19 protein-coding genes are annotated in these 19,279 nt (G+C 62.8%); 8 read left to right on the plus strand and 11 right to left on the minus strand.

Going from position 1 to position 19,279, the window contains the following annotated elements:
* Nucleotides 1-5 precede the first annotated feature (5 nt).
* Together HQ843_RS09450 and HQ843_RS09455 are read right to left on the minus strand one after the other, a co-directional pair.
* Nucleotides 6-2,555, minus strand: a complete 2,550-nt coding sequence (locus tag HQ843_RS09450; RefSeq protein ID WP_180898577.1) for an ABC transporter permease — start codon at nucleotides 2,553-2,555, stop codon at nucleotides 6-8.
* A complete protein-coding gene (locus HQ843_RS09455) occupies nucleotides 2,552-3,244 on the minus strand; it encodes an ABC transporter ATP-binding protein (protein ID WP_180898575.1) in 693 nt (230 codons plus the stop codon). Before HQ843_RS09455 ends, HQ843_RS09450 begins: the two co-directional genes overlap by 4 nt.
* A 110-nt stretch (nucleotides 3,245-3,354) precedes the next feature.
* Between HQ843_RS09455 and HQ843_RS09460 the strand changes: the two genes are divergently transcribed.
* Together HQ843_RS09460 and thpR are read left to right on the plus strand one after the other, a co-directional pair.
* Nucleotides 3,355-4,008, plus strand: coding sequence for an arylesterase (locus HQ843_RS09460; RefSeq protein WP_180898573.1), 654 nt, complete (start codon nucleotides 3,355-3,357; stop codon nucleotides 4,006-4,008).
* Nucleotides 4,009-4,073: 65 nt separating this feature from the next.
* Nucleotides 4,074-4,667: an RNA 2',3'-cyclic phosphodiesterase gene (gene thpR, locus HQ843_RS09465; RefSeq protein WP_180898571.1), complete on the plus strand. Its 594-nt coding sequence runs from the start codon at nucleotides 4,074-4,076 to the stop codon at nucleotides 4,665-4,667.
* On the opposite strand, the gene HQ843_RS09470 is transcribed toward thpR, so the two are convergent.
* A complete protein-coding gene (locus tag HQ843_RS09470) occupies nucleotides 4,619-5,089 on the minus strand; it encodes a low molecular weight protein-tyrosine-phosphatase (RefSeq protein WP_180898569.1) in 471 nt (156 codons plus the stop codon). The two genes, thpR and HQ843_RS09470, sit on opposite strands and share 49 nt — an antisense overlap.
* A gap of 47 nt (nucleotides 5,090-5,136) precedes the next feature.
* Between HQ843_RS09470 and HQ843_RS09475 the strand changes: the two genes are divergently transcribed.
* From HQ843_RS09475 to HQ843_RS09490, 4 genes are all read left to right on the plus strand, one after another.
* Nucleotides 5,137-5,442 carry a 4a-hydroxytetrahydrobiopterin dehydratase gene (locus tag HQ843_RS09475; RefSeq protein ID WP_180898567.1) on the plus strand — a complete coding sequence of 102 codons (306 nt, stop codon included), beginning with the start codon at nucleotides 5,137-5,139 and terminating at the stop codon, nucleotides 5,440-5,442.
* A 39-nt stretch (nucleotides 5,443-5,481) separates the two neighbouring features.
* Nucleotides 5,482-5,859 carry a YkvA family protein gene (locus HQ843_RS09480; RefSeq protein ID WP_180898565.1) on the plus strand — a complete coding sequence of 126 codons (378 nt, stop codon included), beginning with the start codon at nucleotides 5,482-5,484 and terminating at the stop codon, nucleotides 5,857-5,859.
* 223 nt (nucleotides 5,860-6,082) lie between these two features.
* Nucleotides 6,083-6,586, plus strand: a complete 504-nt coding sequence (locus HQ843_RS09485) for an invasion associated locus B family protein (RefSeq protein ID WP_180898563.1) — start codon at nucleotides 6,083-6,085, stop codon at nucleotides 6,584-6,586.
* Between the two features lie 139 nt (nucleotides 6,587-6,725).
* The gene (locus tag HQ843_RS09490; protein WP_180898561.1) at nucleotides 6,726-7,490 is read left to right on the plus strand and encodes an SDR family NAD(P)-dependent oxidoreductase; all 765 of its coding nucleotides are present in this window, start codon (nucleotides 6,726-6,728) and stop codon (nucleotides 7,488-7,490) included.
* A gap of 33 nt (nucleotides 7,491-7,523) precedes the next feature.
* Here the strand turns inward: HQ843_RS09490 and HQ843_RS09495 are convergent, their stop codons facing one another.
* On the minus strand, nucleotides 7,524-8,276 hold the full coding sequence (locus tag HQ843_RS09495; protein WP_180898559.1) for a SapC family protein: 753 nt from the start codon (nucleotides 8,274-8,276) through the stop codon (nucleotides 7,524-7,526).
* 206 nt (nucleotides 8,277-8,482) lie between these two features.
* On the opposite strand from HQ843_RS09495, the gene HQ843_RS09500 reads away from it, so the two are divergent.
* Together HQ843_RS09500 and HQ843_RS09505 are read left to right on the plus strand one after the other, a co-directional pair.
* The gene (locus tag HQ843_RS09500) at nucleotides 8,483-9,277 is read left to right on the plus strand and encodes a transferrin-binding protein-like solute binding protein (protein WP_180898557.1); all 795 of its coding nucleotides are present in this window, start codon (nucleotides 8,483-8,485) and stop codon (nucleotides 9,275-9,277) included.
* Between the two features lie 152 nt (nucleotides 9,278-9,429).
* A complete protein-coding gene (locus tag HQ843_RS09505; RefSeq protein WP_180898555.1) occupies nucleotides 9,430-10,740 on the plus strand; it encodes a surface lipoprotein assembly modifier in 1,311 nt (436 codons plus the stop codon).
* Here the strand turns inward: HQ843_RS09505 and HQ843_RS09510 are convergent.
* The 7 genes from HQ843_RS09510 to HQ843_RS09540 form a co-directional block, all read right to left on the minus strand.
* The gene (locus HQ843_RS09510; RefSeq protein ID WP_180898553.1) at nucleotides 10,737-11,534 is read right to left on the minus strand and encodes a metallophosphoesterase; all 798 of its coding nucleotides are present in this window, start codon (nucleotides 11,532-11,534) and stop codon (nucleotides 10,737-10,739) included. The genes HQ843_RS09505 and HQ843_RS09510 overlap by 4 nt on opposite strands.
* A gap of 130 nt (nucleotides 11,535-11,664) precedes the next feature.
* The gene (gene araD / locus HQ843_RS09515) at nucleotides 11,665-12,357 is read right to left on the minus strand and encodes an L-ribulose-5-phosphate 4-epimerase AraD (protein ID WP_180898551.1); all 693 of its coding nucleotides are present in this window, start codon (nucleotides 12,355-12,357) and stop codon (nucleotides 11,665-11,667) included.
* Nucleotides 12,358-12,368: 11 nt separating this feature from the next.
* Nucleotides 12,369-13,877 (minus strand): L-arabinose isomerase, encoded by a 1,509-nt coding sequence (gene araA / locus HQ843_RS09520; protein ID WP_180898549.1) that lies wholly within the window; start codon nucleotides 13,875-13,877, stop codon nucleotides 12,369-12,371.
* A gap of 98 nt (nucleotides 13,878-13,975) precedes the next feature.
* Nucleotides 13,976-15,637, minus strand: coding sequence for a ribulokinase (locus tag HQ843_RS09525; RefSeq protein WP_180898547.1), 1,662 nt, complete (start codon nucleotides 15,635-15,637; stop codon nucleotides 13,976-13,978).
* Between the two features lie 72 nt (nucleotides 15,638-15,709).
* Nucleotides 15,710-16,681 carry a galactofuranose ABC transporter, permease protein YjfF gene (gene yjfF / locus HQ843_RS09530; RefSeq protein WP_180898545.1) on the minus strand — a complete coding sequence of 324 codons (972 nt, stop codon included), beginning with the start codon at nucleotides 16,679-16,681 and terminating at the stop codon, nucleotides 15,710-15,712.
* Complete coding sequence (locus HQ843_RS09535; protein ID WP_180898543.1) at nucleotides 16,678-17,691, minus strand: ABC transporter permease; 1,014 nt, start codon at nucleotides 17,689-17,691, stop codon at nucleotides 16,678-16,680. The genes yjfF and HQ843_RS09535 overlap by 4 nt, the downstream gene beginning before the upstream one ends.
* Nucleotides 17,691-19,202 (minus strand): sugar ABC transporter ATP-binding protein, encoded by a 1,512-nt coding sequence (locus HQ843_RS09540; protein WP_180898541.1) that lies wholly within the window; start codon nucleotides 19,200-19,202, stop codon nucleotides 17,691-17,693. The genes HQ843_RS09535 and HQ843_RS09540 overlap by 1 nt, the downstream gene beginning before the upstream one ends.
* Nucleotides 19,203-19,279 lie beyond the last annotated feature (77 nt).

Genomic DNA, 19,279 nt, shown 5'->3' on the forward strand with positions numbered 1-19,279 from the left:
CGCCCTCAAAGCTCGCGCAGGTATAGCGCGGGCTTCTGGCCGAGGAGATGCCAGGTGCCGACAAGGCCGATGGCGACGGTGACGATCACCGCGCCAAGGACGGTCGCAAGCGCCACCATCGGCAACAGGGCGAAGGGCAGCATCATGATCTTCGTCAGCGCATACCAGGCTGCGGCCGAACCGGCGGCAAACGCGAAAACGCCGGTCGCAAATCCCAGCAGCAGATATTCGTAGACAAACGCCCGGATCAGCGCCGGGCGGGTCGCGCCCAGCGTCTTCATCACCACCGCATCATGCCCGCGCCGGCGATTGCCTGCGGCAAGCGCGCCGGACAGCACCAGCACGGAAGCGATCAGCGCGATCGCGGCCGCCGCCCGGATCGCGGTCGCAAGCTGGCTGACGAGATCGCCGGCGACTTCCAGCGCCGCGCGCACCTCGATCGTGGTGACGGTCGGGAAGGCGCGGGTCACGGCCCCCAGAATTTCGGCGTTCTTCGCGGTGTCGGCGCCGGGATCGGTGAGGGTAGCAAGCCAGGCATGCGGCGCGCCGGCGAAGGTGTTGGGCGAGAACACCATCACGAAGTTGATCGACAGCGAATCCCATTCGACATTGCGGAAATTGGCAATCGTCGCGGTGATATCGCGGCCCAGCACGCTGATCGTCACGGTATCGCCGAGCTTGAGGCCAAGCTCCTTGCCTTCCTCGGCGGAAAACGAGACCAGCGGTTCTCCGCCGTAATCCTCCGACCACCATTCGCCCTCGGCAAGGGTCGCGTTTTCAGGCAGGTCGGCGTCATAGGTGATGCCGCGATCGCCCCTCAGCACCCATTTGGCCTCCTCTGAAGGGGCCTCCCATTCGCTCGCTCTCGTGTTGTTGAGGCTCAGGATGCGGCCGCGCAGCATCGGCACCAGCGCCAGTTCGCCCGCAGGCGCCTGCTCGTTGATCAGTGTCTTGAAGTCATCGACCTCGCTGCCCTGGATGTCGACGAAGAAGAAATCCGGCGCCCGTTCCGGCAGCGAGCGCGACAGCTCGCGATTGAGATTGCCGTCGATCAGCGCAAGGCCGACCAGAAGCGTGAGGCCGAGGCCGAGCGACATGACGACCGAGCCGGTCAGCGCGCCGGGGCGATAGATATTGCCGATCGCGAGCCGGAGCGAGGGCGCGCGCGGACGCGGCGCCTTCGCTGCCGACCATTTGATCGCCGCCGCCACCAGCCGCAGCACCACGAAGGCGGCGGCGACGGAGGCGAGAAATACGCTCGCGACGAAACGCTCCTCGGCGGTGAAGATCGCAAGCGCCGCAAGGGCTGCGAGCGTCACGCCGGTGGCCGCCAGGAACGACCAGGCCGGACGGCGACCCTCATCGAAACTGTGCTCGCGCAACAGCGCTGTTGCTGGCACGTTGCGGGCAGCGGCAAGCGGCAGCAGCGCGAAGGCAAGCGCGGTCAGGAGGCCGAACAGCGCCGCGAGCCCCAAAGCCATCGGAAAGATGCCGGCGGGGATCGCGATTTCGAGCAGCGAGGACAGCAGCGGCAGCGCGATCAGCGGAATGACCGCCCCGAGAACGAGGCCGATCGCGATCCCGATCAGCGCCACCAGCATGATCTGCAGGAAATAGATCGCGACCACCATGTCGGCGGGCGCGCCCATGCATTTGAAGGCGGCGATGGCGCGCCGGCGGCTTTCGAGATAGGCGCTCACCGCATTGGCGATCCCGACGCCGCCGGTGATCAGCGTGGCAAGACCCACCAGCGTCAGGAATTCCGACAGCCGGTCGACATTCTCGCTGAGCGAGGGGGCCGCGCGGTCGCTGGTGCGGATCTGCCAGCCGGTGTCGGGAAATTTCTCTTCCGCATCGGTCTTGACCGCCTCCGGCGTCACCACAGGATCGGTAAGCCTCACGCGGTAGCCGTACTCGGCAAGGCTGCCGATCTGGATCAGGCCTGACGCATCGAGCGCCTGCCGGCTGATCAGGATGCGCGGTGCAAAGGCAAAGCCTTCCGAAAGCGCGTCGGGTTCCTGTACCAGCGTGCCCGATACCCTCAGTTCCACATTGCCGAGCAGCAGGCCGTCGCCGGGGGCAAGCCCCAGTCGTTCGGCCAGAAGCGGAGCAACCAGAACGCCGTATTTTCCATCGGTTTCGGCAAGCGCATCGCCGACCGGCATGGCGGGATCGGAAATCACCGCGCCATAGAGCGGATAGGCGCCGTCGACGGCCTTGATTTCCGCCAGCGACTGGTCGGCGCCATCGGGAAGCCTTGTCATCGAGCGCATCGTCACCGATTGCGACATCGCCCCGAGCGTCTCGATAAAGGCGAGCGCATCGCCGGCGAGCGGCTCGTTGTCGCGTTCGAACCGGATATCGGCGGCCAGTATCTCGCGGCCGCGCTCGGCGATCCCGTCATTGACGGCCGAAGACACCGAATTGACAGCGGCGATCGCGGCCACGCCGAGCGCGATGCAGGCGAGGAAGATATAGAAACCCGAAAGTCCGCCGCGCATTTCGCGCAGCGCGAATTTCAGCGAGAGGAGAAGATTCAACCGGTTCTGCCTCATTGCGCGGCAAGTCCGGCAGGGGCGACGATTTCGCCGGAACGGACCTGGACCTGCCGGTCGCAGCGCGCGGCAAGCGCCGCATCATGGGTAACCAGCACAAGCGTGGTGCCCATTTCGCGCTGGCGGGCAAACAGAAGATCGGCGATCTGGGCACCGGTATCGGCGTCGAGATTGCCGGTCGGCTCGTCGGCGATCAGCACCGCCGGTTCGGGGGCAAGCGCGCGGGCAATCGCCACGCGCTGCTGCTCGCCGCCGGAAAGCTGGCCCGGATAATGGCTGAGGCGATGGCCGAGGCCGACGCTTGTGAGAGCCGCGCGGGCGCGCTCGAAGGCGTCCCGCCTGCCGGCAAGCTCCAGCGGGATCGCGGCGTTTTCAAGCGCTGTCATGTTGGCGATCAGGTGGAAGGACTGGAACACGATGCCGATATTCTCGCCCCTGAAGGCGGCAAGCGCATCTTCCGAAAGGCCCGTAAGAGGCGTGTCGATGATGGTGATCTCGCCGCTGTCGAGCCGTTCGAGGCCGGCGATCACCATCAGCAGCGTCGATTTGCCGGAACCGGACGGGCCGAGAATGCCCACAGATTCGCCTCTGCCGATTTCCAGCGACATGCCCTTCAGCACATGAACGGCGGCGGTTCCCCTGCCAAGGGTCAGGTGGGCGTCTTCAAGTGCAATCAGCTTTTCGGACAAATTCGTTTCCCGCTTTGAAATTCGTTGCTCGGCTCAACACATAGGGATTACGCAGCGACGGTCCGCATGGACCGGAATTGCGGTGGAAAACTGGATTTAGGAGTTCGAACATGCGATTAAAAGCGACAGCGCCGATTGTTTTTGCCGGTTTCGCGATTCTCGCCGCCCCGGCACGGGCTGAAACGCCGCTGGAGATCGTCGTGCTCGGCGACAGTCTTGTTGCCGGTTACGAACTCGCGCCCGGCGAGGATTACCCGACCAAGCTTGAGGCTGCGCTGAAAAAGGCAGGCTACGATGTCGCGGTCACCAATGCCGGCGTCTCCGGCGATACCACCAGCGGCGGGCTTGCCCGGCTCGACTGGTCGGTGCCCGACAGCGCCAATGGCGTGATTCTGGAACTCGGGGCCAATGATGCCCTCAGAGGTCTCGCACCGCAGCAGGCAGCGGAAAACCTGTCAACGATCGTCGAACGGCTCCAGGATCGCGAAATCCCGGTGATGCTGATGGGCATGATGGCGCCGCCCAATATGGGGTCCGACTACGCCGCCGACTTCAACCCGATCTATGGCGAACTCGCCAGCGAATACGGGCTGCAGCTCTATCCGTTCTTCCTCGACGGGGTCGCCACGCATGCCGAATACCAGCTTGCCGACGGCATGCATCCCAATGCGGCGGGGGTGGATCTGATGGTCGAAAACTCACTGCAAAGCGTCGAGGCCTTCATTCGGTCGATCCGGCAATCGAGCGGGGAACAACCAAAATAACGCTTGCCTCAAGGCGGGTTAAATGATTCGCTGAGGCTGTGACTAGCAGATTCGGGGAGCTCGCCATGCCGAGAATTTTCACCGCCCTCGAAATCCCGCGCGAAAAGGCATTAAGTCTTTCGCTGTTGCGCGGCGGCCTGCCCGGGGCCCGCTGGATCGATGTGGAGAACTACCACATCACCTTGCGGTTCATCGGCGATGTCGACTTTCGCACCGCCGACGAGGTTGTTCACTGGCTCGACCGGATCGAGCGCCCGTCCTTCAGGCTGACGCTCGCCGGAACCGGCAATTTCGGCTCCAGGAAGCCCCATGCGATCTGGGCCGGAGTGTCGCCATCGCCCGATCTTTTTGCGCTGCAGGGCGATATCGACCGTATCTGTCAAAGGCTGGGGCTCAGGGCCGATCCGCGCAAATTCATGCCTCATGTCACGCTGGCGCGCCTGCGCGGCACCAAGGTGCCCGACGTGGTCGATTACCTTTCCGCCCGCGGCAATTTCCAGACGCTGCCGTTCACGGTCGGGCGGTTCGTGCTGATGTCCTCGCGCGATTCGGTCGGCGGCGGACCCTACAAGGTCGAGGAGGCGTTCGACCTCTACGATCCGATGGATGCCTACAGCTTCGACAACAGCGACTGGCAGCCCGCCAACAGCATGTGGTAGACGGTCTCGAACCCGTCTTCCTCGTCGTAATAGGGATCGGGTATCTCTTCGCGGCGGCCGAGCGTGTATTCGCTGAAGAGCGCGACGGTCGCATCCGGATTGGGGCCTGCGAGGCGGCCCAGCGCCGTGACATTGTTGAAATCCATGCCGAGGATCAGCGAGAACCGGCTGAAATCCTGCCGGGTGATCTGACGGGCGCGCTGTCCGGCTATGTCGAAGCCGTGGCGGATTGCCGTTGCCCTTGAGCGGATATCCGGCAGTTCGCCCTGATGCCAGTTGCCGATACCGGCGGAATCCAGCCTGAAGGCGTCACCACGCCCGGCCTTGTCGACCAGATCGGCGAAAAGGCCTTCTGCTAGCGGCGAGCGGCAGATATTGCCGCTGCAGACGAACAGGACGGCGTGTTTTTCAGGTTGTGCCATGATGTTTGCGCAATTTCGTGATCGCTATTGTGTTGATGGAGGATGCCATGGATGACACCCGACTGGAACCGGAGACATTGAGAGCCGCACTCGGCGAGTGCGCCGGCTGGGCGCTTGCCGAAGACGAGACCGCGATCACCCGCGATTTCAAGTTCGCCGATTTTCGCGAGGCCTTCGCCTTCATGAGCGAATGCGCCCTTGCCGCCGAGCGGCTCGATCATCACCCTTCCTGGAACAATGTCTATAACAGGGTCGGCGTGTCGCTGACCACCCATTCCTCCGGCGGCGTTTCCGCCCGCGATATCGCGATGTCGAAGATCATGGATGCGGCGGCCCGGCGCTATGGTATTTGATGTCGCCCGACCTATATTCGCGATAGCAGGGAGTTTGTCATGAGCGATATCAAATATGGCGACATTCTTGAGCCGGGCGACGAGGAAACGCAGGCCGAAAACGAGCGGATCGTGCGCCAAGGCTTCTGGCGCAAGCTGAGCCGTACGGCGGCGCGCATCCCCTTTGCCCGCGATGCCGTCGCCGCCTATTATTGCGCGACCGACCGCAACACGCCGCTCGGAGCGCGGGTGGTGCTTTATGCGGCGCTCGCCTATTTCGTGATGCCCGCCGATCTCATCCCGGATATTTTCATGTTCGTCGGCTTCAGCGATGATCTTGCGGTGTTGACCGCGGCCTTGACCATGATCCGCAGGAATATTGACGACGCACATTATGACCGCGCGGATTCGGCGTTGACGGCGATCCGCAAGGACTGACGGTATTTCGATCCGCCTCCGCCGCAATCTTGCCGTGATTGGCGGCATTTGTCGTGTCATAATCATCGGGCAGCCCATACGCAGAGCCAGGCCGGAAACCGCTTCGGCGTTGAGATTTTGGTAACCTCGCATGGGTATGTAATTGGCTAGGTCTCAAAGTCGCGGGACGCGCGCCTTTATGGTGCCGCGGCCAGCCTAAAGCAGAGAAAATCGGCAGGATCACATGTTTGCAAAAAGAATCGTCCTCGTACTGGTACTTCTATTCACCGGCGCCTCGATCGCTTCAGCGCAGACGCCGACTCCCATCCAGAAATTCGATGCATGGGTCGCCTATTCCTACCAGTCGGATGCCGGCAAGGTGTGTTACGCCCTTTCGGTGCCGGCCAAGAAAGAGCCGGCCAATGTCGATCACGGCGACAATTTCTTCGTGGTGACGAAATATCCCGGCCAGAACGTTTCGCTCGAGCCGCAGGCAATGATGGGCTTCACGCTCAAGGAAGGCTCGACCATCGATGTCGTGGTCGATGGCAAGAGCTTCCCGATGTACCACAAGGGCAAGGGCGGCTGGCTCGAAAACGCCGCCCAGGAGCCGACGCTGGTGGCAGCCATGAAGGCCGGCCGCACCATGGAGGTGGATGCCACGTCCGCGCGCGGAACCAAGACGGTCCACACCTATTCCCTGATCGGCATCACGGCGGCGCTCAACAAGATCAGCGCCTGCAACTGACGTCCTGCGGACGTGACGCCAGCAACCCGGCTCCGGCCGGGTTTTTGCATTTGAGCGGCAGCTTTCGAACAAATCATCGGTGGCCTTGCCAGCGGCTTCCGGTTTATAAAACCGCATTATCCATTGAAAGGGCGATCCCGTGATTCCTGTCGACGATCTCGTTGGACTGAAGGTTCTGGTGACCGGCGCAAGCTCCGGCATCGGGGCCGCCGCCGCCGCCGCCTTGTCGCGTTCGGGGGCCGAGGTCTGCCTCCATTATTACAGCGGCAAGGAGGCCGCCGAAAAACTGGCTGCCGAGATGAAGGCTACGGGCGGTAAGGCCCATGTCGTCGGCGGCGATGTTTCGCGCGCCGAAGACGCCGAGCGCATCGTCACGGAAGCGGTCGCGCTGATGGGCGGTCTCGATTGCCTGGTCAACAATGCCGGCGCGATCGGCCGGACCGCGGTCGCCGAATTCGACGAGGCGATCTACGAGCAGGTCTTCGATCTCAACACGCGCTCGATCCTCAGAACGGTGCGTCATGCGGCGCCCGCGCTGAGGGAGAGCGACCGCGCCTCGATCATCAATGTCGGGTCGATTGCCGCGCGGCATGGCGGCAACACGGGATCGGGCGTCTATGCCGCCGCCAAGGCGGCCGTGCATTCTCTGACGCGCAGCCTTGCCAAGGAACTTGCCGGCGACGGCATCCGCGTCAACGCGCTCGCCCCCGGCGTCATCGAAACGCCGTTTCACGACGATACGCCGCATGCGGCCATGAATGCGGCGCTGAACGCGATCCCGCTCGGCCGTCTCGGCACGGCCGAGGATTGCGCCTGGAGTTTCGTGTTCCTGGCCTCGCCGACCATGTCCGGCTTTATCACCGGACAGATCATCGACATCAATGGCGGCCAGTATATGCCGTAACCGGCGGCTTCCTCGCCTGAACGCGCCGGGCCTTCACGCGCTTTTGAGGAAGCGCTGGTTGCGTTCCATCAACAATCCCCAGTTCTGGGCCGAGGCGAGGTGCAGCGCGATCGCGTCCGTCCAGCCCTTTTCGGTCCAGAGCTTCAGGGTCTTGGCCGGAAGAGCGCGGTAGCGCTCGATATCGATGATGCTGAAGCCGTCGAGGCGGTAGCGCGACTTGTCGGGGAAATCCATGTCGACATGGCGGGCGACGAGGATATCCGCCTCGGCGATCGCCTTCAGGAAGGCGGCGTCCTGCGCGCGGTGCTGATGATAGGCCTCACACAGATGCAGCATCGGTTCGACCGCCTTGCTGGCGGTGCCGTCATCGTTGAAGATCGGCGCTGCGTCCGGGGCATCCGAAAGCGGCTTTACCCGGTCGCTCTCGCCATCATAGGCGAGATAGCGGGTATCCTGATCCGGCGACTGTACCAGGATGAAGGGATAGCGGCGGATATAGGCCGGAATGTAAGTTTGCGCTGCCCAGCCGCCGTTTTCCTCGAGCATCAGATTGCGGCCCTGCTTCAGGCCGACGATCGCGACGGGCGAGGGCTCCTTTTCTCCAACGAACACGATCGGATAATGCCGGATGGACGGCATGAATTCGCTGACCGAAAGCGGGATCGCGGTGGCCTCGGCGGTGAATGAAAAATCCTGGCCGCCAACAAGCCCCATCGCCTTGTGGTCTTCGAAGCGCAGCACCTGCGGCTTTTTGTAGAAAAGCGGCAACCGGGTCTGGGTGGTCATGAATTCTGGTCTCCTCTCGGCCATGTCCGATATGACTTACCGCTCTCTTACATCGGTTGCGGGGCCGTAACAATCGCGGAGGTCATCGTAATTCATCCGCTCTAAGTTGTGTTCACTATTTTCCTTCTTGTCGAGGTTGACAGGCCGGGACGAGATTGAGAATGTTAACTACTTGTTAATTTTAGCAAGTAACTGGAGAGGGAAAAATGAAACATTTGACATTTGTCGTGCTCGGCGTGGCCGCGCTTGCGGCTGGCTGCGGCAACAATGGCAATGACGGAATCGGCACTAACGCACTTGGCTATTACGGGGACGTCAACTGGGACAATGCCGTCATGACGGGATCGGGCACGACCGAAGCCAATATCCGTGTCAATGACGATGACAGCGTAACGGTGCAGATCACGGAAGGACCGGATGCCGGGGAAACGGCAACCTTCTACGCCGATGGTTCGGGCGGCTATTTCAACGACGATGTCGATGCCTATCTCCAGCTTGGATATTTCGACGATCCTTCCATCAAGGATGGCCCGGTGGTGGCGCTGATCGATGTCGCTTCCGACGACGAAAATCTCACTTTGATGGCATTTCGGTCGAGCAACGGCATGACCGCGGCATCCGACATGCCGGTCACGGGCTTTGCGACCTATAGGGGCAGTCATGTGGGCGGCGCGGCGATACCGGGCGACTATCTCGGCTATATCGAGGGCGGGTTCCAGGCCAATGTCGATTTTGGCGCCGGTCAGCTCGCCGGAGCGATGCAAAGCGGTCTCGGCGACATCACATTCGATGCCACCATCTCCGGGGCCGAGTTCGACTCGAACGCCAATTCGATCGCGATCGACAATGATTACGGCGTCATCAACCAGGGCGCCTCCGGTGTCGAAGGCGGGTTCTACGGGGAAGGGGCTGCCGGCATGGCGGGCACCTATCTGCTGAACGGCCAGGGCCCGCTGAACGGTGCAGGCGCTGTCGGGGCTTTCGTCGCTGATCGGGACTGAGCATCAAAAGAGCGATCACGGGCCGCTCTGCCCGCGATCATCCAATGGGGCATGCCCCGGTCCTTTATCTCTTTGTTTTAACGCGCGGCCAGACGGAAAACCGGTATCCACTTTTCCTGGCCGCGCTCCAGTTCAGAGTTCCTGGTAGTCGAATGCAGTTCGCCCGCCTCATTCTCCGTCTGAAACGTATGGCGGTTCCCGCCATGCTGGCGCTTGTCATCGGCCTTTCAGGCGGCGCGGCGGTGGCTGACAATCCATTTCCCAAGATCAAGGGGCTGATCGAATCGGGCCAGTATGATCAGGCGATGGCGTTGTCTGCGCATCTGACCAGGGACCCGGAACTTTCCGCCTTGTCGCAGAAATTCACCTATGCGCTCATTTTGAAGCGCCAGGGACAGTTGAAGCAGGCGGCAGGGATCATGCGCAAGATCCTGGCGGAGAAGCCGGATCTGTCACGGGTGCGCCAGGAGCTCGCCCATACCCTTTCGCTGATGGGCGAGAAGAAGGCAGCAATCTACCATTTCTCGATACTGGCCGATAATGCGCCGAGCGAATCGCTGCGCTCCTTCTACGAGGATTTCATCGACCGCGTGAACCTCGACCGGCCCTGGACGCTTGGCGGTTATGTCGCCATCGCCCCCAGCACCAATATCTCGAACGCGACCGATCAGGCTCTCGTTCATGTCGGCGGCATACCGCTCACGCCGGGCGACAAGGCCGAAAGCGGCGTCGGGCTGAATTACGGGGCGAACGGAACCTACACGTTCCAGCTTGTCGATGATCTTTCGCTGACATTCGGCGGTTCGATCACCGGTCTCGCCTACAAGGAAACCGTCTACAACCAGACCCAGTTCGGCGGCTTTTCACAGCTTTCCTGGCGCATGGACCCTTGGATTTTCAGCGGTGGCATCGCGGCGGAATATGTGTTGATGGGCAATGAACCCTATCGGGTCGGTTACGGTCCGGTATTTTCCGTGCGCCGGTCTTTCGGGCCCTGGGGCGTCACCTCTGCCAATGTTTCGTACCAGTGGCTGGATTACGATCAGAACGATGCCTTCGACGGCTATCAGGCGGGTATCAGCCTCAATCATCGTTACGCGCTGACGCCGGCCAGCAGCATACGGTTTGGCGGAGGCTACAATCATGTCCATGCCGAAAACGACATCAACTCCTACAATGGCTACAATCTGAACGCCAAATATGCGCGGGAATGGTCGGGCGGCATCCTGACCGATATCGGGGTCTCGGGCACGCTCAGGGACTATGTCGGCGATTTTCCGCTGATGACTGAGCCTCGGTTCGACCGGCGGCTCGACGTGGAACTCGGCGCGACATTCCGCACGCTGGCGATGAAGGGATTCGCGCCTCGCCTGGAATATGCCTATTCGCAGAATTTTTCGAATGTCGAGCTTTATGATTACAACAAGAGCACGGTATCGCTGTTTGTGACCAAGCAGTTTTAACCCTGCCGCTGCGATGCGGCCTGCAGGAACTCGACCTCGCGGCCGGGCCGGATGATGGCGGCGGTCAGCCTGCCCTTGGCATAGGCGCCGGTATCGATCGAGATCACGCCGTTTGCCATGATCGGCATGTCGACGACGGTGTGGCCGTGAACGATCCAGAGGCCGTCGCTGCGGGGCAACTCCCCGAAGGCCGGGTGGCCCCAGGTCAGGCTGGCGGGGCGCTGCCGGTCCAGCGGTTCGCGCGGGTCGGCTCCGGCGTGAACCACGGCGACGTTGCCGCTCCTCCAGTATCGGGGCATCGTTGCCAGAAAGCCGATCATCGCCTCGCCGAGCTGCTGGATCAGGCCATCGCGAATACGGACGAAATCGCGCTCCGGCAGCGCCTTGCCGAGCGAAAGATCCCCGAAGCTTTGAAGCGTCTGCAGCCCGCCATAGCGCAGCCAGCGTTCGCCCTTTTCCTCAGGCTCCCTCAGGAAGTCGAGGAACATTTCCTCGTGATTGCCCTTGAGACAGACGATATCGCCGTCATGGGCCTGGCGCTCGTGGAGCATCCTCAGGACGCCGGCGGAATCCTCGCCCCGGTCGATATAATCGCCGACATGAATGATCGTCATGCCGGGGGCGGCTTTGGCGAGCTTGTCCCACAGCGCCGCAAGCGCTTCCGCGCAGCCGTGGACATCGCCAATCGCCACAAAACCCTCGTCCGGGCTCGGCAGGCCGCCGCGAAATTGCGGCGGGGCTTCTGTCCGGCCTTCAGGCTTTGGTCGGGTGAAAAGGCGGCGCAGGGATTTCATGGAAAGAGACCACTCTAGCACAAGTCAGCATGGTTTCATTGTCGCCCAGGCGGCTGGCGAATATGTTCTCACGCTAACAGAGATGTACGCCGGCAAGCAAGGATTCTGCCGTCCGGCGACGGCGCTTTCGCTATTCCGGTTGCCCGTAATAGGCCGTCGCGCCGTGTTTGCGCAGGAAATGCTTGTCGCGCAGTTCCGGCTCGATCGGCTGAAGGTCGGGATTGAGGCTCAGCGACAGCAGCGCCATTTCGGCGATGCACTCTACCGCCACAGCAACCTCGACGGCCTTGGCGACCGTCTTGCCCCAGGTGAACGGCGCGTGGCGGTTGACGAGCACGGCCGGGAAATCGAGCGGGCTCATCTCCCGGAAGCGTTCGACGATCACATTGCCGGTCTCCCATTCATAGGCGGATGCAATCTCCTCAGGCGTCATCTTGCGGGTGACGGGTATCTCGCCGTGGAAATAATCGGCATGGGTGGTGCCGAAATTGGGAATGGCGCGGCCGGCCTGGGCAAAGGCGGTGGCGCGGGTGGAATGGGTGTGCACCACGCCGCCGATTTCCTCGAAAGCCAGAAACAGGCAGCGATGGGTGGGCGTATCGGAGGAGGGGCGCAGATTGCCCTCCACGATATTCCCCTCGAAATCCACGATCACCATGTTGTCGGGCGTGAGGTCGCCATAGTCGACCCCGCTCGGCTTGATCGCGAACACGCCGCGATCGCGGTCGCAAGCACTGGCATTGCCGAAGGTCAGGTTGATCAGCCCCTGTTTCGGCAGGGCGATATTGGCCTCATAGGCCTCGCGCCGGATTTCCTTGTACATGTTCGCCTCCCTTACGCCTTGATGCCGAGGCCGAGGTGCCAGTAGATCTCGTTGTTGCGGAGATCCTGCTTGAACCGGTCGAGCCGGGTATCGTCATTGATGACGGCAAGCTCGATGCCGGCCATGGTGGCGAAATCGTCCAGCATTTCGGTGGTCACGTCGTTCGAATAGGCGGTGTGATGCGCGCCGCCGGCCAAGATCCAGGCGGCAAGCGCGGTCTTGAAGTCCGGCTTGCATTCCCACACCGCGCGCGCGACCGGCAGCTTCGGCAGGTCCGGGTGCTCGACCGAGGTCACCTCGTTGACCAGCAGGCGGAAGCGGTTGCCCATGTCCATCAGGCTGGCGTTCAGCGCCGGGCCGAGCTTCGCGTTGAAGACCATGCGTACCGGGTCGGCCTTGCCGCCGATGCCGAGCGGATGGATCTCGATATTGGGCTTGCCGTCGGCGATTGACGGGCAGATTTCCAGCATGTGGGAACCCAGCACCTGCTCGTGGCCGGGCGCCATATGGTAGGTGTAGTCCTCCATGAACGAGGTTGCCCCGCTCATGCCGTGGCCCATCACCTTCAGCGCGCGCACCAGCGCCACCGTCTTCCAGTCGCCCTCGCCGGCAAAGCCGTAGCCGGCCGCCATCACCCGCTGGGTCGCCATGCCCGGCAGCGTTTCCATGCCGTGCAAATCCTCGAACGTGTCGGTGAAGCCCTTGAAGCCGCCGGCCTCGAGGAAGGTCTTCAGGCCGAGTTCCTGGCGGGCCGCGTTCAGCAGGCTGGCATGGCGGTCGCCGCCCTTTTTCAGCGCGTCGACGACATTGTACGCGTTCTCATAGCTTGCCGCGAGATCGGCGACATCGCCGTCGGAAAGCGTGTTCATGACATCGACGAGATCCATGATGCCGTAGCCGTTGACGGAGAAGCCGAGCTTCATTTCGGCGGCGACCTTGTCGCCCTCGGTGACGGCGACTTCGCGCATATTGTCGCCGAAGCGGCAGAAGCGGGCGCCCTGCCAGTCATCCCAGGCGCGCGCGGCCCGCATCCAGGCGTCGATCCGGGCATGCACTTCCGGGTCGCTCCAGTGGCCGGCGACGACCTTGCGGCCAAGCCGCATACGGGTGTGGATGAAGCCCGCCTCGCGGTCGCCATGGGCGGCCTGGTTCAGGTTCATGTAGTCCATGTCGATCGTATCCCACGGCAGTTCGCGGGCATATTGGGTATGGAGATGCAGAAACGGCTTGTTGAGCTGCGAAAGCCCGCGGATCCACATTTTCGATGGCGAGAAGGTGTGCATCCACAGGATCAGACCGCCGCATTCGGGATCGGAATTGGCGCGGATCGCCAGATCGGTCGCTTCCGCCGGGCTTTTGACCACCGGCTGCGGCACGATCACGAGCGGCAGCTTGCCGTCCTTCGACAGCGCGTCGGCGATCGCGGTGAACTGCGCGTCGACTTCCGCCAGCGTTTCGGGGCCGTAGAGATGCTGCGAGCCGCAGACAAACCAGATTTTCAGTGGTTTCAGGCCGATCATGGGTATCCTCCGGAAAATGAGCGCGTCCGGGAAAAGCGGGTGTCGGTTTTCCGTCCGGACGCGCGTGAAAACAAATGGACGCGCGGCGCTGGCGCCTGTTATGCGTTTCGAACCCTGTCGCGGATCTCGATCAGGTCCTTCATGATCTTCGACAGATCGGAATCGCGGGTGATCCCGCCAAAACCGTCGTGCAGCGTCAGGTAGAGACCGTAGAGTTCCTCGTAGATCGCGACGTTTTCGGGTATCGGGTCATAGCGGATGTCCTTCAGCCCGGTCATTGCCTTCGTCGTCGCCTTGATGCCGTCATGGGCGCCGGCGACGGAGGCGGCGGCAACGGCCGCACCCAGCGCGCAGGTCTGCGCCGAGCGGGCGACGAGCATGGTCCGGTTCATGACATCGGCGTAGATCTGCATCAGCATCGGATTTTTCTCGGCAATGCCGCCGGCGCAGACGACCTTGTCGATCGGCACGCCGTAATCGGTCATGCGCTCGACGATCGCGCGCGCGCCGAAGGCGGTCGCCTCGACAAGCGCGCGATAGATTTCGGCGCGGGTGGAATAGAGCGTCTGGCCGAGGAGAACGCCGGTCAGGCGCTGGTCAACGAGAATGGTGCGGTTGCCGTTGTTCCAGTCGAGCGCCAGAAGCCCGCTTTGTCCGGCCTTCATCGCCTCGGCCTCGCGCGACAGTTCTTCGTGAAGCGCCGCGCCGCCCTGGCAGACCCGTTCTACCCACCATTTGAAGATATCGCCGACGGCGGACTGACCGGCCTCGATGCCGTAAAAGCCGGGCAGGATCGAGCCTTCGACAATGCCGCAAAGGCCGGGGATGGCGTCCGATTTCGAAAGGTCGACGATCGCGCAGTCGCAGGTGGATGTGCCGATGACCTTGACCAGCATGCCTTCCTCGATGCCGCAGCCGATCGAGCCCAGATGGTTGTCGAAGGCGCCGGTGGCGATCGCGATGCCCTCCGGCAGGCCGAGTTTTTCAGCCCATTCGGGAGAGAGCGCGCCGGCGGGAACCGAAATGTCCTGCGCGGTGTCGTAAAGCCGGTCGCGCAGGTCGGCGATCGCGGGGTCGAGCATGTTCAGGAACTGCTTGTCCGGCAGGCCGCCCCATTTGGGATTGTAGAGGCCCTTGTGGCCGGCCGCGCAGACGCCGCGTTTGATCTCGGCGGGGGCCTTGACGCCGGCCAGCACCGAGGGGATCCAGTCGGCAAGCTCGACCCAGGAATGGGCGGCGTCGAACACGGCGCGGTCGACATTCAGGCAGTGCCAGATCTTCGACCACCACCATTCCGACGAATAGGTGTCGCCGACCATGGCGAGGTAATGCGGCCGTTCCGCCTTGCCGAGCGCGGTGATCCTCTCGGCCTCGCGCCAGCTCGTATGGTCCTTCCACAGCCAGCAATAGGCGTTGAGATTATCGGTGAAGCCCGGGTCCATCGCCAGCGCGCCGTTTTCGGCATTGACCGGCAGCGGGCTGGAGCCGGTGGTGTCGACGCCGATGCCGATCACTTTCGAGGCGTCGAATTTTTCATGCCGGGCTGCCTGTTGCAGCGCGCCGCGAATGCTCGCTTCCAGGCCCTGCAGGTAATCGGCGGGGCTCTGGCGGGCGAGCAGCGGATCGTCGGCGTCGAGCAGCACGCCCTGATCGCCGCTGGGATAATCGAAGACGTGGGTGCCGTATTCGAACCCGTCATCGCAGCCGACGACCAGCGCGCGCACCGAGTTTGTGCCGTAATCGATACCGATGGAGAACATGGGTGCCTCGCCTAAACCATTCGTTTTTATCGGATCTCCGGCAGGAAAATGCCGGAGATCGTGCTGTTGTTTTCAGTGTGCAGTCGTCCGGTCCATGGTCAATCGCAGCAAGCCCTTTTGCAGCAGTATGAACAGGAGAAGGAGAATACCGATGGCGATCTTGGTCCACCAGCTCGAAAGCGTGCCGTCGAAGACGATATAGGTTTGGATCAGGCCCATGGTCAGGACCCCGAACAAGGTCCCGAACACATAGCCCGCGCCCCCGGTCAGAAGCGTGCCGCCGATGACGACGGTGGCAATCGCGGTCAGTTCCGTGCCGACGGTCGCGAGCGGATAGCCCGAGCCGGTATAGATCGCGAACACGATGCCGGAAAGCCCGGCCATGAAACCCGAAAAGGCGTAGATCGAGACCGTCGTGTGGCCGATCCGCGAGCCCATCAGTCGCGCCGTCTGCTCGCCGCCGCCAAGCGCGAACACATTGGCGCCGAAACGGGTCTTGTGGGCGACGACATGGCCGAAGACGAAGGAGAGCAGCATCACGATGCCGATCAGCGTCAGCCGGCCCTTGCCGGGCATCAGCCAATAGGTCTTCTGCAGCATCTTGAAGAACTCATTGTCGATCGGCACGGAATCGATGGTCAGCATGTAGGCGACGCCGCGCGCCAGGAACATGCCGGCAAGCGTGACGATGAAGGCCGGCATGCCGAGCGTATATATCAGCCAGCCCATGGCCGCGCCGAAAGCCGTGGTGACGACCAGCAGCAGGGCGAACACCACCAGCGGATGAAGCCCGGTATCGCGCAGCAGCACCGATATGAACACGCCCGAAAACGCGATCACGGAACCGACAGAGAGATCGATGCCGCCCGACAGGATCACCACCGTCATGCCGACGGCGACGATGCCGAGATAGGCGTTGTCGGTCAGCAGATTGCCGGCAACCCGGGTCGACAGCATGAACGGGAACTGGATGTAGCAGATCGCATAGGCGACGATGAAGATCGCGATCGTCGCATAGAGCGGATAGAGGCGCGGATTTTTCATTCGCCGGCCTCCCGCGCGTTTCTGCGGCCAAACAGGTTCTGCCTGAGATATTTCAGGTCGCCGGTGATATTGGGCGACTGCAGGACCAGGATGAAGATCACCAGCACGGCCTTGATCACGAGATTGTATTCCGAGGGGAAGCCGGCGAGCAGAATGCCGGTGTCGATGGTCTGGATGATCATCGCCCCGATGACGGCCGCCGAGATCGAGAACCGCCCGCCCATCAGCGAATTGCCGCCGACGACGGTTGCCAGCACCGCGTCAAGCTCGAGCCACAGCCCGGCATTGTTGGCGTCGGCGCCGCGGATATCGGCGGTGATGATGATGCCGGCGAGCGCCGCGCAGAAGCCGGATGCCATGTAGACGGCGATCAGCAAGACGCGGGCATTGATGCCGGCCAGCGCGCTTGCCCGCCGGTTGACGCCGATCGCCTCGATCAGCAGCCCGAGCGCGGTGCGCCGGACAAGCAGGATCGCGAATGCCGCCGTCAGCACCCAGATCCAGACCGGCACGGGGATGCCGAGAACCTCGCCGGAGCCGAGAAAGGCAAAGCCCGGCAGGTTGAAGGTCAGGATCCGCCCCTCGGTGATCAACTGGGCGATGCCGCGCCCGGAGATCATCAGGATCAGCGTCGCGACGATCGGCTGGATGCCGATGAAGGCGACCAGAACGCCGTTGAACAGGCCAGCCAGAAGACCGGTGACCACGGCCATCGCGATCGCCGCGACTATGCCATAGCCGGCGCCGATCGTGGCGGCCGCCATCGCGCCGGTGATCGCGATCACGGTGCCGACGGAAAGGTCGATGCCGCGGGTGGCGACCACCAGCGTCATGCCGATCGCCAGAAGGGCTACCGGCGCGCCGCGTTTCAGGACGTCGATCACCGGGCCGACGAAGCGTCCGCCCGAATATTCGACCTGAAGGAAGCTCGGGAAGAACAGGCTGACAAGCGCCACCAGAACGGCAAGCGTGATCAGTTGCGGAATGACGCGTTTCAGTCCGGCGGGCATCACACGGCCTCCGTCTTTTTCGAGGAGGCGATCGCCTTGACGATATTCTCGGTGTCGATCGCCGAACCCGTCAGTTCGGCCACGTGATGGCGGTCGCGCACGACGATGACCCGGTCGGAAACCGCGATCAGTTCGTCAAGCTCGGATGAGATGATCAGGATCGCCATGCCCTCCTCGGTGATGGCCTGGATCAGATGCAGTATCTCGGCATGGGCGCCGACATCGATGCCGCGCGTCGGCTCATCGAGGATCAGGAAGCGCGGGTTCATCGCCAGCCAGCGGGCGAGCACCACCTTCTGCTGGTTGCCGCCGGACAGTTCGCCGATCGGCTTTTCCGCGCTGGAGGTGCGGATATCGAGCTTTTTGATGTATTCGGCGGCAAGCCTGTCCTGTTCGGCGCGGCTGATGGGCCGCGCCCAGCCGCGACGGGCCTGCAGCGCCAGCGCGATATTCTCGCGCACCGACAGGTCGGCGATGATGCCGTCGGTCTTGCGGTCCTCCGGCGCAAAGCCGAAGCCGGCGGCGATCGCCTCGCGCGGATTGGTGATCGAAATCTTGCCGTTGCCATCGGAGATCGTGCCGGACTGGGCGCTGCGCACGCCGAAGATCAGCTCCGCGGTTTCGGTGCGACCCGAGCCGAGCAATCCGGCAAGCCCGATGACTTCGCCGCGGTGGATGTCGAGGTCGAAGGGTTCGACGAAATTGCGCTTTCCCAAGTCGCGGACGGAAATCAGCGGCTCGCTGCCAACCCGGCCCTCGGTGCCGCGGCGCTGGCCGTGCTGGTCGCTCTCATCGAGCTCGCGCCCGAGCATATGGGAAATCAGCCGGACCCGGTCGAGTTCGGCGGTGTTTTCGGTGGTGATCTTGCAGCCGTTGCGCAGCACCGTCACGCGGTCTGTCAGCGCAAAGACCTGATCGAGAAAGTGCGAGACGAAGATGATGCCGAGACCCTGATCGCGCAGCTTGCGCACCACGGCAAACAGCATCTCGACCTCGCGGGCATCGAGGCTGGCGGTCGGTTCGTCAAGGATCAGCACCTTGCCGGAGAGCGCGACCGCGCGGGCGATGGAGACGATCTGCTGGACCGCGACCGAATAGTTGCCGAGGTCGCGGTTGACGTCGATATCGAGGCCGTAGCCGGCGATCATCGCCTCGGCCTCGCGGCGCATGGCGCGATTGTCGATGACGCCGAAGCGGCGCGGTTCGCGGCCGAAGGTGAGGTTCTGCGCCACCGTGAGGTTGGCCAGCAGGTTGACCTCCTGGTAGACCGTGCCGATCCCCAGATCCTGGGCTTCAAGCGTCGATCGCGGGGAAATGGTCTGGCCGTCCAGCGTGATCGTGCCGTCGTCACGGCTGTAGGCGCCGGTCAGACATTTGATCAGCGTGGATTTGCCAGCGCCGTTTTCGCCCAGGAGGGCGTGAACCTCACCGGCGGCAAGCTCGAAATCGACATTGTCGAGCGCCTTCATGCCAACGAAGCTCTTGGTGAGATTTTGAATTGTCAGAAGCATTTTCGAGCACCTTGGATCGATCGCGCGGCGCTTATGCATGCCGAGGCGGCCGGGGCCCCGATGACCCCGACCGCGCC

Source organism: Martelella sp. NC20 (assembly GCF_013459645.1).
In the GTDB taxonomy this organism is placed as follows: Bacteria; Pseudomonadota; Alphaproteobacteria; order Rhizobiales; family Rhizobiaceae; genus Martelella.

Bases quoted from the DNA above. Each gene is read 5' to 3' on its own strand.
- HQ843_RS09450 (WP_180898577.1), bottom strand. From the start codon at position 2,555: ATGAGGCAGAACCGGTTGAATCTTCTCCTCTCGCTGAAATTCGCGCTG.
- HQ843_RS09460 (WP_180898573.1), top strand. From the start codon at position 3,355: ATGCGATTAAAAGCGACAGCGCCGATTGTTTTTGCCGGTTTCGCGATT.
- thpR (WP_180898571.1), top strand. From the start codon at position 4,074: ATGCCGAGAATTTTCACCGCCCTCGAAATCCCGCGCGAAAAGGCATTA.
- HQ843_RS09470 (WP_180898569.1), bottom strand. From the start codon at position 5,089: ATGGCACAACCTGAAAAACACGCCGTCCTGTTCGTCTGCAGCGGCAAT.
- HQ843_RS09475 (WP_180898567.1), top strand. From the start codon at position 5,137: ATGGATGACACCCGACTGGAACCGGAGACATTGAGAGCCGCACTCGGC.
- HQ843_RS09480 (WP_180898565.1), top strand. From the start codon at position 5,482: ATGAGCGATATCAAATATGGCGACATTCTTGAGCCGGGCGACGAGGAA.
- HQ843_RS09485 (WP_180898563.1), top strand. From the start codon at position 6,083: ATGTTTGCAAAAAGAATCGTCCTCGTACTGGTACTTCTATTCACCGGC.
- HQ843_RS09495 (WP_180898559.1), bottom strand. From the start codon at position 8,276: ATGACCACCCAGACCCGGTTGCCGCTTTTCTACAAAAAGCCGCAGGTG.
- HQ843_RS09500 (WP_180898557.1), top strand. From the start codon at position 8,483: ATGAAACATTTGACATTTGTCGTGCTCGGCGTGGCCGCGCTTGCGGCT.
- HQ843_RS09505 (WP_180898555.1), top strand. From the start codon at position 9,430: ATGCAGTTCGCCCGCCTCATTCTCCGTCTGAAACGTATGGCGGTTCCC.
- HQ843_RS09510 (WP_180898553.1), bottom strand. From the start codon at position 11,534: ATGAAATCCCTGCGCCGCCTTTTCACCCGACCAAAGCCTGAAGGCCGG.
- araD (WP_180898551.1), bottom strand. From the start codon at position 12,357: ATGTACAAGGAAATCCGGCGCGAGGCCTATGAGGCCAATATCGCCCTG.
- araA (WP_180898549.1), bottom strand. From the start codon at position 13,877: ATGATCGGCCTGAAACCACTGAAAATCTGGTTTGTCTGCGGCTCGCAG.
- HQ843_RS09525 (WP_180898547.1), bottom strand. From the start codon at position 15,637: ATGTTCTCCATCGGTATCGATTACGGCACAAACTCGGTGCGCGCGCTG.
- yjfF (WP_180898545.1), bottom strand. From the start codon at position 16,681: ATGAAAAATCCGCGCCTCTATCCGCTCTATGCGACGATCGCGATCTTC.
- HQ843_RS09535 (WP_180898543.1), bottom strand. From the start codon at position 17,691: ATGCCCGCCGGACTGAAACGCGTCATTCCGCAACTGATCACGCTTGCC.
- HQ843_RS09540 (WP_180898541.1), bottom strand. From the start codon at position 19,202: ATGCTTCTGACAATTCAAAATCTCACCAAGAGCTTCGTTGGCATGAAG.